Genomic DNA, 17,805 nt, shown 5'->3' with positions numbered 1-17,805 from the left:
TCTATCCTCTTCTTTTGAAATATCCTAATAATTTTTTCACATAGCTTTCATCGGTTCGGCAACTTAAACTGCCTGCACCAGATTTGGCAAAACTGTCTTTATAATAGTTTACCTTGTCGTGGTAATACGCTTCGTATTGCCTTCTTACCGATTTGGAAGACGTATTTACCAACATCATCTCTCCCGTTTCCCCATCTTGCATTTGAACCATTCCCAGATTAGGAATACTTTCCTCACGCTGGTCATAAACGCGTATCCCTGTAACATCATGGCGCCCAGACACAATCTTTAGGGTACGCTGATAATCATCTGATATAAAATCACTCAAAACAAACACAATGGCCTTCTTTTTCATCACATTGGATAAAAACTTTAAAGCTTCAGAAATATTGGTTTGCTTGCTTTTAGGTTCAAATTCTATGAGTTCCCTGATAATTCTTAAAACGTGAGACCTACCTTTTTTGGGTGGAATATAAAGTTCAACATCCTCTGAAAATAAAATCAACCCAATCTTGTCATTGTTCTGGGTAGCAGAAAACGCCAAAGTAGCGGCGATTTCGGTAACGATTTCATTTTTAAATTGCTGACTGGTACCGAACATTTCAGAACCTGAAATATCCACCATTAACATCATGGTTAGTTCACGTTCCTCTTCAAACACCTTCACGTAAGGTTCATTGTATCGTGCCGTCACATTCCAATCAATACTTCTTACATCATCCCCAAATTGATATTGGCGAACTTCAGAAAAAGTCATACCACGACCTTTGAAGGTCGAGTGATATTCCCCCCCAAAAATGTGATCAGACAACCTACGTGTCTTGATTTCTATTTTACGTACCTTTTTAAGTAATTCCTTCGTATCCATAAATTAGTCCTCAAGTTTAAAGCCCTTTATAACTGAAATGAAAAAGACTAGGCTTTAGACTTCCATTAAGGTACCTCTACCTCATTTACTATTTTATTGATAATATCTACAGAAGTAATGTTTTCGGCTTCGGCCTCATAGGTAATTCCTATTCTGTGACGCAACACATCATGAACCACAGCTCTTACATCTTCAGGAATCACATAACCACGGTGTTTTAAGAAAGCATAACATTTGGCAGCTGTTGCCAAATTGATACTACCACGCGGAGAGGCCCCGAAGGAGATAAGCGGTTTTAAATCTGAAAGTTTATATTTCTCTGGGAAACGTGTCGCAAAGATGATATCGAGTATATATTTTTCAATTTTCTCATCCATGTAAACCTCACGAACTGCTTTTTGTGCACGTAAGATTTGATCTATTGAAACAACTGCATTTACTTTTTCAAAAGCCCCTTTTAAATTGGCTCTTATAATAAGTTGCTCCTCTGCTTGTAACGGATATTCGATTACCGTTTTCAACATAAAACGGTCTACCTGTGCTTCTGGAAGTGGGTAAGTCCCTTCTTGCTCCACAGGGTTTTGTGTTGCCATTACCAAAAATGGCTTGTCCAGTTTAAAAGTTTCGTCACCAATGGTAACCTGTTTTTCCTGCATCGCCTCCAATAAGGCAGACTGTACTTTTGCAGGAGCTCGGTTAATCTCATCTGCCAAAACAAAATTGGCAAAAATAGGTCCTTTTTTGATAGAGAAATCATTCTCCTTCATGTTATATATCAAGGTACCTACTACGTCGGCGGGAAGTAAATCTGGTGTAAACTGAATTCTACTAAAGCTAGCATCTACAGCCTGAGACAAGGTATTAATCGCTAGTGTTTTTGCTAATCCAGGAACTCCTTCCAACAGAATGTGTCCCTGACCCAACAAACCTATTAACAACCGTTCAACCATATGCTTTTGACCCACAATGACCTTATTCATTTCATAGGTCAATAAATCTACAAAAGCACTTTCCCTTTCAATTTTCTCATTGATTGATTTGATGTCTATGGTGCCTGTTTCTTCCATCATATTCAAAATTTAAGCCGTATGTTTTTTTGCTCGTTAAAGAGGTGCAAATTGTTAAAATTTTTATTTTGATGCTGTTAAGGTAAGGTTAAAAATAAAAGAGCAGCAAAGGATTGCTGCTCTTTAACATATATTTAAAAGAAACGGATATTACTCTAATACGATAGGGTCTAATTGCGTTGTGCTCCCTACGGCTACCTCAACGTCTTGAATTTCAATTGGTGTCAATAAGGATTCTGGATCTGGTGTTACAGTTACAATGTAAGTACCTCCAGTTAAACCTACCAAAACAAAATTACCGTCTTCATCGGCAAAAGTGGAAACTGTTTCGATACCATTGGTTGCTACAATTTCAGTTTGCACGTCATTTTGAATGCTTCCCGCTATGGCTCCAGTGTCAGCTTCTGTAGTCGCTCTGATGACCGGATGTAAATTAATGTTTCCTGAATTACCTGCTTCTACAATAGAATCATCAACGTCAAAATCCAATAAAAAGGTATAGTGGATATTTGGCTCTAATGTATGGTTCACTTGAATTTTCAATCCTGATTGTTGTGCACTAGGCGTATTTAAAGGATGAGATACACCATCAATAACAATAGTGTTTTCATCGCCAAGAATCAATCTGATTTGGTTTAAAGTTCCAGCTGGAATGGTGTAATCGTCAACTAAAAGCACATTAATACCGCCCGTTAGTTCTAATAAGTCATAAATACCTGTATTGATGGCTCCCAAACTTTCCCATCCATCTTCTCCTTCTGATTCATCATTCACTTTGACCATGACATCTAGTACCTCTACAAAAACATGCTCATAGTCTCCAGGTTCATCCATCAGTTTAACAGATATTTGAGATGTACTAGCTTGAGGAGTTGAATCACCGTCATCATCGCTACATCCCATAAAGGTAAGAGTTAGTATACTTAGTAGTGTTAGTGTAAGTTGTTTGAATCGAATCATAAAATTAAATTTGGTTAAACTTCGTTTGAAATAATATACGCACAAATCTTCTTAAAAAGACCTTTTTAAAATGTGAAAGTTTGTTAAACCCCAATGAAAATAGGGTGTTTCAGCCGACATTTTCCAAAAAACAAATCCGTAAGACCAAAAACAAAAGTACCTTTCCTTTAAGACATAGTAAATTCTGAAAATAGAGAAGTCTGTATTGGGATATGTTTAAAAATCCTATTTTCATTTCCTTCTATATGCTTTTCAAGCGTGATTTAATTATTTTTATGAGGAATTAAACGATCTATTAATAACAACATGACCAAAACTGCATTAATTACTGGTGCAACCAGTGGCATAGGGTGGGCTACAGCTGTCGAATTTGCTAAAAAAGGCATTCAACTTATTCTTTGTGGAAGAAGACAAGACAGACTAGATGAATTAAAAACAGAATTGTCGCCTCTTGGACCCGTAACAACCCTAAATTTTGACGTGAGAGACAAAGACGAAGTCTTTAAAGCTATTGACTCTCTACCAAACTCCTTTAAAACGATTGATATCCTAATTAATAATGCTGGAAATGCCCATGGACTAGACCCCATAGATGAAGGATCTCTTGACGACTGGGATGCTATGATGGATATCAATGTCAAAGGACTGTTATATATAAGTAAAGCTATTATTCCCTCTATGCGAGACAGACAATCTGGACATATCATAAATATTGGTTCTTCGGCTGGAAAAGAAGTCTATCCTAAGGGCAATGTCTATTGCGGCAGTAAGCATGCTGTACTGGCTATTACAGAAGGTATGCGTATTGATTTGAATCCGTATGGCATCAAAGTAGGGGCTATCAATCCTGGATTGGTTGAAACCGAGTTTTCCAAGGTTCGATTTAAAGGTGGCTCACAAGCCGATAATGTTTATAAAGGTTATAAAGCGCTTCAAGCGGAGGATATTGCCGAAGCGATATATTTTGCTGTCTCCAGACCTCCTCATGTGAATATTGCAGACATGCTTATTTTTCCAACAGCTCAAGCCTCATCAACCATATTAAAAAAGGAAGTATAATTAAATCTTCCCCATCTTTATCATGATTAACAAACGCTTGCTCATTAAAAACTTATTGGCTCATAATGATGAGAACAGTTTTTATGACAAAAAGCGTCGAATTGATATTTCGCACAAAGAAGGGAAAGCCAAATTCTTAAAGCATATTTGTGCCCTCTCCAACAGCAACCCTAACAACAATTCCTTTATTGTTATTGGAGTTGAGGACGAAGACAATCAAATTGTAGGGACCGATTTTTTTGATGATAGTAAAATTCAAAACTTAATCAATGCCTATTTGACCAATCCCCCTATCGTACAATATGAAAACATTCCCTTTCCTCATTTGCCAGACGACAAAGTAGTAGGTTTGGTAACCATTAGAGCCAAAGGGGACAACAAGATAACTTCCCTCAGAAAAAATATCTGGAAGTACTATGGTGGGTCCGTCTTCTTTAGGGATGGCAGTATGAGTATGCCCAAAGTATTTGATATCGAAATCAAGGATAACAATTCCAGTATTGTTGCTGATATTGAAAGGCATGCCCAAAACAACATAGAACACACTCTGGACGGTGTGTTTGATTTCATGAATACACGAAAAGATTTTTCGCCCCAATACAAGGTCTTTAAGGAGTACTTCGTGGTATGTTGGGCTGGCCTGAAGAAAGTGGTTAAAGAGGAAGTGTTTTTCTCTCGGGTGGATATCAAGTTAATTAACGAGCAGGTTAGACTTTTTTATTCCAATCTAGACGAGGTTTCTATTAAATATGACGAAAACACATTTAAGATTATTGAGTATGTTCGTTTGGGACTTCAGAATTCCTATAAATATTACCCACTTGAAGAAACCACAATTGAGTTTAAAAACAATGCTACCTACCACATTAAAACCGATTTATTGTTCCAACCACCACAATATGACAAAAGGGTACTCTATCATATTTATAACACAAACAATAACCTCCTGGAGAAATTAAAAAAAGGAATGAGTTTAAGCAACCATGAGGAACACGACCTCAAAAACTTACCAATCACCTACCTCCTTTGTTATTTTAATCTATTTCATGATGCTATTGACAAACTCATTGAAATTAGACCATACCTAAAGGCTTACAATGAGGAAATATACACCTTATACAAAGACGCCATGAGAATTCTAAGAAAGGTGAAATACAGTTAATCCCAATAAAATACACATCTAAGCAATTTATCAGATTTTCATGCTATTGAAAGATTTTTAATGTCTGGTTTAAAATTAATAGCGACATTTGGAATGCTATTAATCGATTTTACAGACCTGCCTTTATGAAATTTAAGTGGTTCATGTGGCAGGTTTTTGTTTGCCTGCTTTTCTCCCCTATTGACAATCAATTCATAACCGAGCAACGATTAATTAAAATATGAGGTGAAAATAAAAAACCACCTTAAAGAAGGTGGTTTTCACATGTATTATATTTTTGGAAGTGATTACACCAATTCCTTTTCTACTAGATATTCAGCAATTTGAACCGCATTGGTAGCTGCTCCTTTTCTTAAGTTATCAGCCACAATCCACATGTTCAACGTATTGGGTTGTGTTTCATCCCTTCTAATTCTTCCTACGAACACCTCATCCTTATTATGCGCATAAATAGGCATTGGATAGGAGTTAGCTCCCGGATTATCCTGAACGATGACACCTGGAGTTTCACTTAGCAAAGTTCTTACATCAGCCAAGTCAAAATCATTTTCAAACTCCACATTCACAGATTCACTGTGCCCACCAGCCGTTGGAATTCTAACTGCTGTCGCAGAAACTGAAAACGTTTTATCATCAAGAATCTTTTGAGGCTCACGCGCCAATTTCATCTCTTCTTTAGTGTATCCATTATCTTCAAACACATCACAATGAGGAAGCGCATTTTTAAAGATAGGGTAAGGATAGGCCATTTCGCCTTCCACACCTTTTACTTCATTCTCCATTTGATTGACCGCCTTTACACCTGTACCAGAAACCGATTGGTAGGTTGAAACTACTACACGCTTCATTCTGTATTTGTCATGTAATGGTGCCAATGCCATCACCAATTGAATGGTTGAGCAATTAGGATTGGCAATAATTTTATCTTCCTTTGTTAAAACTTTGGCATTGATTTCTGGAACTACCAGTTTTTTGGTAGGATCCATTCTCCATGCTGATGAATTGTCTACAACCGTAGTTCCAACTTCAGCAAACTTAGGAGCCCATTCTAATGAGGTTCCTCCACCTGCCGAAAAAATAGCGATTTCAGGTTTTAACTTCACAGCTGTCTCCAAACCAACAATAGTGAACTCCTTATTCTTAAAGGTCACCTTTTTCCCTACACTTCTTTCTGATGCTACTGGAATTAATTCAGATACTGGAAAGTTTCTTTCTTCCAAAACTTTCAACATCACCTCGCCAACCATACCTGTGGCGCCTACAACTGCTATTTTCATGATTTAAAAATTTAATAAGCTACAAAAGTAATTAATATTCAAATTTCCATGAATTTTAATTACAAAAAAGAACCACCCGTGTTGGGTGGTTTTAGGTTTAGAATATATAGTGTAGCGAATAATTATTTCTTTAATAAATCTCTTATTTCTACCAACAATTCTGTTTCAGTTGGACCTTTTGGCGCTTCTGGAGCTGGCTCTTCCTTCTTTTTCATTGCATTAACAGCCTTAACAATCATAAACATTACAAAGGCTACAATGATGAAGTCCAACAAGTTGGTCAAAAACTCACCGTACATAACAGCCACTTCTCCCACCTTTTCACCGGCTTCATTTAAAGTACCTTCTTCTACAACGTACTTTAAGTCCTTGAAATCGGTTTTGAAAATCAAACCAATTAGTGGGGAAACGATACCTCCAGTAAATGAAGTAACAACACTATTAAAAGCAGCACCCATTACAAACGCGACGGCGATATCCACCAAATTGCCTTTCATGGCAAATTCTTTAAACTCTTTTAACATAATAATATTGATTAATAGTTAGAACTAGTACGAAAATAGAAAAAAACCAATCCCTAAAACAAAAATTATGAGATAATCTTTCTTTTAACGCGCTGTGATATAGCGGTTAACAACTCATAGGAAATGGTGCCTGCTCTTTGTGCCAATTGATCGGCAGTTGAAGCCATTCCAAAAACGATAACTTCATCACCTTCTTCACAGTCAATATCGGTAACATCCACCATGATCATGTCCATACAAACATTCCCAGAAATATAGGCCCTTTGACCATTTATTAAAACATAACCCTTTCCTTTTCCATACAGTCTGCTAATACCATCAGCGTGACCTACTGGAATAGTAGCGGTCCTCGTAGGCTTCTCAACAATCAATCCCCGGTTATATCCCAAGCTATCCCCTTCATGCAATTGATGGATTTGAGAGATAACCGATTTTAATGTTGCTATGGGTTTGAAATTTTTATTCTGCAATTCCGAATTCCCAAAGCCATATAAACCGATACCACTTCTTACCATATCAAAATGCGCTTCCGGATAGTTTAAAATACCAGAAGTATTGCACATATGCTTAAGGACTTTGCTTCCTAATTGGCTCTCAAAAGTTTCTGCTATGCTTTTAAACAAATTAATTTGCTTTCCTGTAAATTCCTTTTCATTCAGATCTTCACTAGCACCCAAATGCGACAATATGGATCGTACCTTCACAGCTTTTGTAGCCTTTAAAATTTGAATGATTTCTGGAACATCTTGCTCATTAAATCCCAATCTATTTAAACCTGTATTGAATTTAATATGAATGGGATAATCTATTTGATTGCTTTGTTCAGCTATTTTAATAAACGCCTCAAGTACTTTAAAACTATAGAGATTCGGCTCCAAACATCTCTCTATAATGGTATTAAAATGAATTGGCTGGGGATGCAATACCAAAATAGGTTTTGTTATACCAGAATCCCTTAAGGCAGCTCCCTCATAAGAATAGGCAACCGCAAAATAATCAGCTCCTAACTCCTCCAGTTCCCTGGCAATTACAGCCGCATCACTACCATAAGCAAAGGCTTTTACTACAGCCAGAAACTTGGTGTTATATGAAATTTGGGATTTTAAATATTGGAAGTTATGAGCTAGAGAATTCAGGTTAATCTCCAATAGGGTCTCCTTGGTCTTCGGCATGGTCTTCTTTAGATTTATTAATAACCACTTCAGGATCATTTACCTTCATGTTCCTTACTTTGTCACGCAACATAGCTTTGTAAAAGGCAGCCCTACTCAAAGGCTCATATTCATCAACCTCTCCCAACAAAACCAAATCGTCACTCTTTGATTTACGGTAACTATATTGGGCCAAGTTTCCTGTTCTCGTACAAATGGCATGCACTTTAGTAACATACTCGGCAGTTGCCATAAGATGTGGCATGGGTCCGAATGGATTGCCTTTAAAATCCATATCCAAGCCAGCTACTATCACGCGTACCCCTTTATTGGCAAGATCATTACAAACCCTCACTATTTCATCATCAAAAAACTGGGCCTCATCGATCCCTACCACATCACAACCATCTGCCAAAATGGGAATATTGGCTGCAGCGGGTACAGGTGTAGACCTTATTTCATTGGAGTCATGAGACACCACCTTATCCTCATCATAACGTACGTCTATAGCCGGTTTGAAAATTTCAACCTTCTGTCTGGCAAACTGGGCACGCTTCAATCTACGGATCAATTCTTCGGTCTTACCCGAGAACATAGATCCACATATCACTTCAATCCAACCAAATTGTTCTTTATGATTTACCGTATTTTCGAGAAACATTTTGTAATTTTAACACTAAATCAGGGTGATGACTCGTTCTGTATAAAGGTGGCGTAAATTTATTAAAAAACAAAAGCATATATTGGATTAAATCTTAAAAGTTATGAAGAAGAAGTTGGAAGCTGAATTGATGAGCATTGCCCATAGAATCCTTAAATTAAAAGGAAAGGATGATATTGACAAAATGCATCGTGAAGTAGCGGCGCTGTATGAAAAACTTACGGTTTTAAAATTTGCTAGAGACAATTTTCAAGAAGATTTACCTACCATAGAAAGTGATTCTTCATTTTTTGACCTCATTAATATAGCATTCAATCACAATATTAGCGACAACATTGAAATTGATGATAAAATCTACATTAATTTGGATGATAATGAGCATGAGGAAATTATGGAACCTGCCATTGAAAAAATCAAGGATATGGTAGCTCACATGCCTCAAGAATCTCAACAGGTAGATGAGCTGTTTGAAAAAGCCATCCCAAATCAACCCAAATACCACAAAAACGATTTTGACGAAATAACGGCGGACTTTAAAGAAACACCCGTTTTTGAGCCGCTCTCCAAACAAGGCAACGGAAAAAAATCTCTAAACGACCATATTAAACGTGGTGGTTTCACCATAGGCCTAAACGATAAACTAGCCTTTATCAAGCATCTGTTTGGTGGTAACTCACAAGATTATGATCGTGTCATCTCTCAAATTAACACGCTGGACGATTTTGAAGATGCAGAAAATCTAATCCAAAACATGATCAAACCAGATCATAATAATTGGGCAGGAAAAGAAGAATTTGAGGAACGTTTTATGGAAATTATAGAGCGTAAATTTAACTAATAAGTCAAATAAACCCACCCAACCACGGGTTTATCCAAAGCATCAATCTCTAAGACATAGTAATAGGTTCCTACTGGTAAAAGAGTTTTGGAGTCATGCAAGATTCCTTGGTTTGGTTTTCCATTCCACTCATTGTCATAATTCTCTGTTTTGAAAACGGTGGTGCCATATCTGTTATAGATTCGGATGTTATTGGAACCATAATCCTGAAGACACGGAATCACAAAATAGTCATTGAATCCATCATTGTTGGGAGTAAACACCTGAGGTATCTCCAAACAATTGTCCAAGGTTACCGATGCCTCATCGGAATTGTTAGTCTCATCCCTATCTGTTTCCAGAAGCCCAGTTAACACGGCCACATTGGTAAGCCCAGACGATGAAACAATAGTCGTCTCCAGAGTCAAGGTTTCTGTTTGTTGTGGCGCCAAACTGGAAAGACTCCAAACGTAAGTTGCCATATCAAAAGTACCTGTACTCACCTCATAACTATCCACCACAAAACTCGTAGGAAGCATCTCGGTTATTTCTATATTATTCCCTGTAGAAGAACCATTATTTGTGACTTGGATGGTAAACACAACACTTTCACCAAGAGAACTTTCATCTGGCTCAACAGATTTGACCACAGCGATATCGACATCTGTAGTATCCTCCAAAACGGTAAGCTCCGCATAGGTTTGGGTGGCATCAATATTCACAAGATCACTAAAATTGGTATACGCATTGACCAAACTCCCTGCCTCATTAGCTATTATCTCTACTGAAAATGTACAATTCGAAATCCCTTGTGGGATTGTCAAATTGGTAATACCCACAAAAGTATCGCCTACATCACCAACAAAATCTCCTGTGGCCCCATTGGTCATGACCCAAGTGGGAGGCCCATTTAACACCATTCCCATAGGAAGATTATCCACAAACACAATACCCGTTTGTTGTGGACTGGTAGAGGTGTTATTAATAGTAAATGTCAAGGTGGTTTGCTGTCCCTCATAGATCGTATCTGGATCAAACGACTTCACTAAAAATGGTGCAATCACCTGCACATTACTGATGGAAATATTGGTCTCTGGAGATATTTCCTCATTGTCATCGGGGTTTGGAATGGCTGAAACCGTATTGGTAAAAGCACCTCCAAAATTGGGTGCGTTCACCGGGATAATCACCCGAATCGTGGAATTGGCATCCATAAATGGGATGATCCCTGTTAGTGTGTTTCCATTGATGTTGATATTGCTCATACATGCGGCATTACCATTGGTAACCGTACAAGTAGGCGTACCATTAATAATGAATTCATTTCCCAAAATATTCTCAAAATCAATATTTACAGCATTATAGCTAGCACTACTACTGGTGATATCTACAATCCAGTTAAACCCTTGATTGATATTGACCTGCGGAAATTCTGGAAAGGTCTGCACCAGCAAATCCACACAAGGTGCCAAATAGGTTCTTACGCTTGCCGCATTATTGTTCTCATTGTTGTCTACGACCAGGTTGCTGAAATAATCAATGGTCACATGGTTGTCTACATAAACATCCTCATCAGAACAACTGGGTTGCCAATCTACCACCACATGAAAGGTCACCGAACTTTGTGCAGGCAACATCCAATTATCAGCTTCCAAAATCTCCCACAAAACATCATCCTCACCACCTTCGGGAATCCCATCAAAAACCTGTCCTATATACAAATGCTCCAAGGGGAAACAAGTGGCAGTACCCGTTGTCGAAACACAATCAACCGAAACCAAAGTACCTGTGATATCCACTCCCTGCACCACAGTTATGTAGTCATGCAGTCCAATAGGAACATCTACTTCTGTATTATTTTGGGCTGTGATTTCATAAGTAATTTCGCCCCAATTGGCTGTATTATCTTCAGACGAACCAACAGGCAACTCAGGATATATTTGATCTTTTGAAACAAAAATATCTGCCGTTGGGCAATCTGGCAACATTTCTAGAATAACATTGTCAGATTGATAATTATTATCAGGGTTGGTGTCAATAAGCCCACTCTGCATGATATTGATCACACTTTTTAAAGTGGCCAATAAAGTCCCCGGACTTGTAGCACATTCAGGCCCATTAAAAACGACTACCGTTTCAATGGTAATCGTTGTATTGGCTGGTAAAACAAATGTATCACTGGTCCAAAACATGTCGGTTATACTCAATTCAAAATCATCGCAATTAACGTCACCTGTGGTAGTCGTACAGTTCAATGAAATAATGTCCCAATCAATAAGCGCCGAACTTAAATTCTGAAGAAAGAACTCCACAAAGGAGTCCATGGGTCCGTTGTTACAAACAGTTGTCACCAATGTAACTTCCTCTCCCCATCCAACTACCTCGGTAGGCTCTGGATTGATTTGAACGGTGTCTATACAAACATCCGTTGCATCACAGAGTTCACTTTCCAAAAGGCCCGTTTCAACAATATTGGAATCGTCTGAAGACTCATTTTCATGATCTATATTCAATCGAATATAACTTCCCACTTCCAAAGGTTCCAGGGCTAGAGCACAAGTAGCCCCAGTAAATTGGTATTGCACTTCAAAGGTCAAAGATCCACCAGCTGTAAACTCGATAGGACTTGAAAAGGTAAAAACACTTTGCGAAGAGCTCACAACAGCCGTCCCACTAGTAGCTGAAACATCAGTACAATCCATACCCCCGCTTGCTCCTATACAACTTAAAGATTCCAAAACCACAAAAGCCTTCCCCGCATTAATATTGGAAAGCAAATTCATGCGGCCAGAAAACCAATTTAATGGATAGTCTATGATACTATTATTGGTAATGGTAAATTGATAAGTCACCATATCCCCCCAAGCGCTAATACCGGTTCCTTCTGGCGGACTCACTTGCCAGTGGGACACCGTAAAATCAATAGGAAGATCAACCACGTCCATAGAAATAATAGATTGGTTATTCCCCATATTCACGTCCGAAGTGCCTGTTGGAGCCTCTACAGAGGCATTTATGGCAATCCCCCCAGGAGTTGGCGGTGCCGTAACCAAAAGTTTGATTTCTACACTCGAATTGTTTGGTAAACTTGGGACCGTTCCTGTCAACACATTCCCAGCAGCCATAATAAAATCTGTTATCAAACTAGCTCCACCTAAATTGTTTTGTGACATATAAGATTCCACTATAACCGAATCACTCAGGTCAACAGAAAAAGTAGCATTGCTTACAGTTCCTCCAGAGTTACTTATGGTAACAACATATTGAAAATCTTCAAATATGTGAACCTGTGACACATCACTACCTTCCAGATTTTGAGCTGCAACAGAGACTGACAAGTCTGTGGTCTGTGAAAAAATAAATGGTATACTGAATAGGAAGAAACAGAATAGTAGGATCCTTTGAAGCATAAGTTGGTTTTATAGTAGACGTCAAATTCCTTTTTTGGTTGCGTTAAGATACCCTAAAAGATTGTAAATTTGAACATTCAACCTTACAAAATGAGCAAACTCTATATAGTTCCTACTCCCATTGGAAATTTAAAAGACATGACCTTTAGAGCCATTGAGGTCTTAAAGGAGGTCGATTTGATTCTTGCCGAAGACACCAGAACTTCTGGTAAATTGCTCAAGCACTTTGAGGTTACAACGCCCTCCCAGTCACACCACATGCACAACGAACATAAAACGCTAGAGCGCTTAATAGAACGCCTTAAAGGCGGTTCATCTATTGCCTTGATAAGTGATGCCGGCACCCCAGCCATTTCTGACCCTGGGTTTTTATTGACCCGTGCCGCTATAGAAAACCACATAGAAGTAGAATGTTTGCCTGGGGCTACTGCCTTTGTGCCTGCTTTGGTAAATAGTGGCTTACCTAACGACAAGTTTGTATTTGAAGGCTTTTTACCTGTTAAAAAAGGGAGGCAAACCCGCTTGACCTTGCTTGCCGAAGAACCCAGAACCATGATTTTTTATGAGAGTCCGCATAAACTTCTTAAAACACTGGGTCACTTTTGTGAATACTTTGGTGAAGACCGCCAGGTATCGGTCTCTCGAGAACTTACCAAACTGTATGAAGAAACCGTTCGTGGTACTGTCAAGGAAGTCCTGGAACATTATAACGCCCACCCTCCAAAGGGAGAAATTGTTGTAGTTGTGGCTGGGAAAAAGTGATAAACCCCTGCTGGATTTATCTTTTTACAGGATTGATTTCCAGTTATTTTATGAAGAAACTTTTAATTATCTAAATACTTTTTTTGAAATTAGAACCCATGATACTTTAATCTTCTTCTAAATAAATTTAAATTAAACTAGCTTTGTAAAGCAAGACCTATAATACCAAAAAATGCAAAAAGTCCTTAAACTTAATTTCTTTGTATTAATATCATTTTGTTGGATTTTTAATATAAATGCCCAAATAACCCTCACTCACAATTCATGTGAAGTTGTTCAAACCAATATTCATTCATGTACCTCCTCAAATATTTATTGGTCAAGAACTTTTACGCTCGAAGAATTTGGTATTGATTCTGATGATGAATTTATCATCAATAAAGGGCAATTTGCCATAGTTAATACGTCATGGATTCCGACAGGTCAATTCAGGATTTATGCCATAGACGATGATTTCCCAAGCTCTTTTTCAGAATCTAATTTAATTGGAGAGAGTCAAGAAGTTGATTTGCCTTGGAACATTAATGATACCCCAGAAATCATAACAATCGATTTTGAAACCCCAATCATGGTACCCGCCGGAACTTTGCGTATCCTTGTGGAAGTTAAGAAGGGAATGGGAGGCATAGGTTCCCCTTCTTCAGTTGCTTTTATAGCCGGCTCGCTTGAGGACAATGACCTTTCGTGGCAAAGGTACTGTATATCAAATGCGACACCCATCAATGGTTTTGTCACAGCCACCGACATGGGCTATCCCAATGCTAATTTTTATATAAATGTAACAGGAAGTAAGAATAGTACCAATGACCCTTTTACTTTAAATTTTACCAATGATTGCACAAATACCCTTGTAGAATTTCATCTTAACAACGAGAACAACATAAATACCGTTCAATGGGATTTTGGTGATGCTCCCTCAAGCCCAAACAATAATTCTGATTTAATCTCACCCCAACATGATTTTTCCTCTCCTGGACAATATGCCATAACAGCAACTATCCAACACACCGACGGAAGCACATTTGTGTTGAATGAAACTATTTCTGTTGCCGAACCACCAATAGCATACCCCATTGAGAATCTTGAGGGTTGTGAAAGCGTTTCTGGCTCAGGAATCTCTTCAAATTTTGACACATCTAATGTAGAGTCCCAAGTCACTAATGGCCAAACGGCAGTTGTTGTTTCCTATTTTGACCAAAATGGAAATCAATTACCTAGTCCATTACCTAATCCTTTCACAAATACACAGCCAAATTCTCAAACAATCACTGCCAGAGTAAGTAACAGTAGTGACCTGTGTTGTTATACGGAAACTTCATTTAACTTAACAGTTATCCCCATACCCAATATTAATCAAGTCGAAGATATCCATGCATGTAATACGCAAATAGGAGGTTTTTCTGAATTTAGTCTAGAAAACATTCCAAATGACTTAATAAATGGCCAAACTAATTTAACTGTAGCGCTTTATAACAGCAATAACACTTTGATATCACCCCAAGATTATACTAATTTTTTGAACCTTACGCCCTATCAAGATTATGTTATAGCCTTAGTTACTGATACCATCACCAATTGCTCATCCGAAATCATTATAAATTTGATTATCAATGATAATCCCGTGATCAATCAACCTCAAACAATATTTGGATGTGACGATAACAACGATGGTATTTCAGAATATTTTGACACTACTAATTTAGAAAGTGAAATCCTAAATGGACAGGTTGGGATGACTGTTGATTATTTTGACGAAAACGGAATTCAATTACCTAGCCCCTTACCTAACCCCATTACCAATTCTAACCCATTTAATGATATTATTACCATAAGGGTTACAAACAATAACACAACCTGTTTTTCTGAAACGACCTTACAACTGCAAACAATAACACAACCCAATATTAACCAACCAAATAATTTATTTGGATGTGATTTAGGAAATGGATATTCAGAATTTGATACTACAGACATCCAAAATCAAATAATAGAGAATCAGACAGGACTAACAATTCAGTATTTTGATTCCAATTTCAACCCCTTACCAAGCCCATTACCTGCTTCATTTCAAAACACAGAACCCTATTCTCAAACCATCCATATTAGAGTTGAAGATTCATCAAACCCCATTTGCTTTGCTGAAACATCTTTTGAGTTAATTGTAAATGATTTACCCGAAATTAACTTGGAAAATGAATACCTAATTTGTGACTTAGAACCCTCGTTTTCTTTAACTACCAATCCCAATTTTAACTCTTTTAATTGGTCTTATGAAGATGGGACCTTGATGTCTGATTCTTACCTCGCGGTTTTAACAGAAGAAGGAGGTTATATTTTAACAGTCACACAATTTGAAAATGGTGTTCTTTGCGAAAATTCATTTTCTTTTAATGTTATTCGCTCGGAATTACCTGAAATTTTACAAGTAAATTATGGAGAACTTGGAAATAATTATATTGAAATAATAGCATCTGGTGATGGTAACTTTGAGTATTCCATTGATGGTGTCAACTATCAAGAAAGCAATTATTTTTCAAATTTACCTGGCGGTACATATGAGGTTTCTGTAAGAGATCAGGATGGTTGTGGAGAAGATTCGAAAACAGTCTCAATAATAGACTACCCCAAATTCTTTACTCCTAACAACGATGGAGATAATGATTTTTGGCAAATTGCAGGCATTCGTCAGTTCCCTAATTCAAAAATATTGATTTTTGACAGATATGGTAAACTATTAACGCAATTGTCTTCAAATGATATTGGTTGGGACGGATCCTACAAGGATGAAAAGATGGCAACAAATGATTATTGGTTTAGAGCAGATTTAGGAAATGGTCATTTTTTTACTGGACATTTTGCATTGAAAAGATAAAACAACAGTCTACTTAAGAAAATGGTATCAACTAATAATTATTTTAAGATATAAACTTATTACTGCCACCTTACAAAATAGGCCACTTCCTTAACAGGCTTATTATTTCCTTCAAATATGGTTTCGTCTTTTTCAAAATCGGTGATTATCTGCATGGAGTTTTGGTCCTCAGAAAACACAAAAACACGAGAAGAATTAGGGTAGGTAGATGATATTTTGTCTCCATAATACCGTTTCATTTCCCTTTGATATTCTTGTCCTTCTCTTTTAATCCAAGTCCCTTTTGTTATCTCATTTCCGGGTAAATCAAAATGATCAGTGTCCTCATTGTAAAGGTATTCCCTAAAGACAAGGGTTCCATCTCCGTAGTAGGCAAAGGTTTTATGTAAGGTATGCTTCCCCAGCGCCCTATCCTTTGTAGTGCCATTTTCATATTGCCAAACCAATTTGGTCATTTTCCAAGTGCCTATTATAGGGTCTTTAGCCACCTCCAATTTGGGAGTCATTAAAACGAAACAAAGTGTCAAAAGAAGTGTTTTCATAAGAATTTAGTTAGGTTATGTTAGTTATAAACGGCTCAATATCAAATTAATTATAGATGCTTCCCTTTCTCCCAACCATGCTTACCTAGATACTGTTCACCACTAGCAACAGCGCCATCTTCAATGGAGGTTGCCATACTATCATTCCATCGATTTAGATAACCGAACAAGGAAATGACACCTAACATTTCTACAATCTCCCCTTCGTTCCAGTGCTCATATAGTCTAGTTTTTATATCGCTGGTCATCCCATTGGGTACCTGGGAGGCCGCCAAACTAAAATCCAATGCCACCCGCTCTGCCTCACTAAAAGCAGGATGCGTCCTGTAATCCCAAATGTTATCAAGCTGCTCTTGTTCGGCTCCATAGCGTTCTGCTGCTCTTATGGCATGGGCTTGACAGTACCTACAACCCGTAGCATTACTACTTACCCAGGCAATCATTCGCTTTAGAGCGGAAGTAACCCTCCCTTCGTTGGCCATAACGGCTTTGTTAAGGTTTATAAAAGCTTTTGAAATGGCGGGTCTATGTTGCATAGTCAACACAGAATTTGGACAAAAGCCCAAGGTTTCATTAAAGAAATTTGCCAATTCTTTGGTTTCTAAATCATGGTCTGCTGGCAACGGTGTAACTAACGGCATAATTGTTCTTTTTTAGATTTTTAAGTGGTATT

At 37.8% G+C, this 17,805-nt stretch carries 15 protein-coding genes; 5 read left to right on the top strand and 10 right to left on the bottom strand.

Translation table 11 applies throughout. The features are described 5' to 3' along the window. Position 1: 1 nt before the first annotated feature. From GZ212_RS02510 to GZ212_RS02500, 3 genes are all read right to left on the bottom strand, one after another. Entirely contained in the window at positions 2–868 is an 867-nt protein-coding gene (locus GZ212_RS02510; protein WP_166956977.1) for a DUF58 domain-containing protein, read from the bottom strand. 65 nt (positions 869–933) lie between these two features. Further along, positions 934–1,935, bottom strand: coding sequence for a MoxR family ATPase (locus GZ212_RS02505; RefSeq protein ID WP_166957269.1), 1,002 nt, complete (start codon positions 1,933–1,935; stop codon positions 934–936). Positions 1,936–2,085: 150 nt separating this feature from the next. Further along, the gene (locus GZ212_RS02500) at positions 2,086–2,895 is read right to left on the bottom strand and encodes a DUF4382 domain-containing protein (RefSeq protein WP_240923718.1); all 810 of its coding nucleotides are present in this window, start codon (positions 2,893–2,895) and stop codon (positions 2,086–2,088) included. Between the two features lie 306 nt (positions 2,896–3,201). Here GZ212_RS02500 and GZ212_RS02495 point away from each other — a divergent pair, with 306 nt between their 5' ends. Both GZ212_RS02495 and GZ212_RS02490 read left to right on the top strand, forming a co-directional pair. Further along, positions 3,202–3,954 (top strand): SDR family NAD(P)-dependent oxidoreductase, encoded by a 753-nt coding sequence (locus GZ212_RS02495; protein ID WP_166956975.1) that lies wholly within the window; start codon positions 3,202–3,204, stop codon positions 3,952–3,954. A gap of 22 nt (positions 3,955–3,976) precedes the next feature. Beyond that, positions 3,977–5,116 (top strand): ATP-binding protein, encoded by a 1,140-nt coding sequence (locus GZ212_RS02490; protein ID WP_166956973.1) that lies wholly within the window; start codon positions 3,977–3,979, stop codon positions 5,114–5,116. 287 nt (positions 5,117–5,403) lie between these two features. Here the strand turns inward: GZ212_RS02490 and GZ212_RS02485 are convergent, their stop codons facing one another. The 4 genes from GZ212_RS02485 to GZ212_RS02470 form a co-directional block, all read right to left on the bottom strand. Beyond that, positions 5,404–6,393, bottom strand: a complete 990-nt coding sequence (locus GZ212_RS02485) for an aspartate-semialdehyde dehydrogenase (RefSeq protein ID WP_053970909.1) — start codon at positions 6,391–6,393, stop codon at positions 5,404–5,406. A 122-nt stretch (positions 6,394–6,515) separates the two neighbouring features. Continuing rightward, positions 6,516–6,917, bottom strand: a complete 402-nt coding sequence (gene mscL, locus GZ212_RS02480) for a large-conductance mechanosensitive channel protein MscL (RefSeq protein ID WP_053970908.1) — start codon at positions 6,915–6,917, stop codon at positions 6,516–6,518. A gap of 65 nt (positions 6,918–6,982) precedes the next feature. Beyond that, positions 6,983–8,089, bottom strand: a complete 1,107-nt coding sequence (gene alr, locus GZ212_RS02475; protein ID WP_166956971.1) for an alanine racemase — start codon at positions 8,087–8,089, stop codon at positions 6,983–6,985. Then, positions 8,055–8,729, bottom strand: a complete 675-nt coding sequence (locus GZ212_RS02470) for a thymidine kinase (protein ID WP_053970906.1) — start codon at positions 8,727–8,729, stop codon at positions 8,055–8,057. Before GZ212_RS02470 ends, alr begins: the two co-directional genes overlap by 35 nt. Positions 8,730–8,832: 103 nt before the next feature. On the opposite strand from GZ212_RS02470, the gene GZ212_RS02465 reads away from it, so the two are divergent. Then, on the top strand, positions 8,833–9,567 hold the full coding sequence (locus tag GZ212_RS02465) for a hypothetical protein (RefSeq protein WP_166956969.1): 735 nt from the start codon (positions 8,833–8,835) through the stop codon (positions 9,565–9,567). On the opposite strand, the gene GZ212_RS02460 is transcribed toward GZ212_RS02465, so the two are convergent. Beyond that, on the bottom strand, positions 9,564–12,956 hold the full coding sequence (locus tag GZ212_RS02460; protein ID WP_166956967.1) for a gliding motility-associated C-terminal domain-containing protein: 3,393 nt from the start codon (positions 12,954–12,956) through the stop codon (positions 9,564–9,566). The genes GZ212_RS02465 and GZ212_RS02460 overlap by 4 nt on opposite strands. 90 nt (positions 12,957–13,046) lie before the next feature. On the opposite strand from GZ212_RS02460, the gene rsmI reads away from it, so the two are divergent. Further along, positions 13,047–13,718 carry a 16S rRNA (cytidine(1402)-2'-O)-methyltransferase gene (gene rsmI / locus GZ212_RS02455; protein WP_166956965.1) on the top strand — a complete coding sequence of 224 codons (672 nt, stop codon included), beginning with the start codon at positions 13,047–13,049 and terminating at the stop codon, positions 13,716–13,718. 172 nt (positions 13,719–13,890) lie between these two features. Continuing rightward, positions 13,891–16,590 (top strand): T9SS type B sorting domain-containing protein, encoded by a 2,700-nt coding sequence (locus tag GZ212_RS02450; RefSeq protein ID WP_166956963.1) that lies wholly within the window; start codon positions 13,891–13,893, stop codon positions 16,588–16,590. A gap of 59 nt (positions 16,591–16,649) precedes the next feature. On the opposite strand, the gene GZ212_RS02445 is transcribed toward GZ212_RS02450, so the two are convergent. Next, on the bottom strand, positions 16,650–17,132 hold the full coding sequence (locus GZ212_RS02445; protein WP_166956961.1) for a hypothetical protein: 483 nt from the start codon (positions 17,130–17,132) through the stop codon (positions 16,650–16,652). A gap of 50 nt (positions 17,133–17,182) precedes the next feature. Beyond that, entirely contained in the window at positions 17,183–17,773 is a 591-nt protein-coding gene (locus GZ212_RS02440) for a carboxymuconolactone decarboxylase family protein (protein ID WP_166956959.1), read from the bottom strand. Positions 17,774–17,805 lie beyond the last annotated feature (32 nt).

The sequence above is a fragment of the Mangrovimonas sp. CR14 genome (genome assembly GCF_011764015.1).
Lineage (GTDB): Bacteria > Bacteroidota > Bacteroidia > Flavobacteriales > Flavobacteriaceae > Mangrovimonas > Mangrovimonas futianensis.
This window is presented reverse-complemented; position numbering and strand designations above follow the sequence as displayed.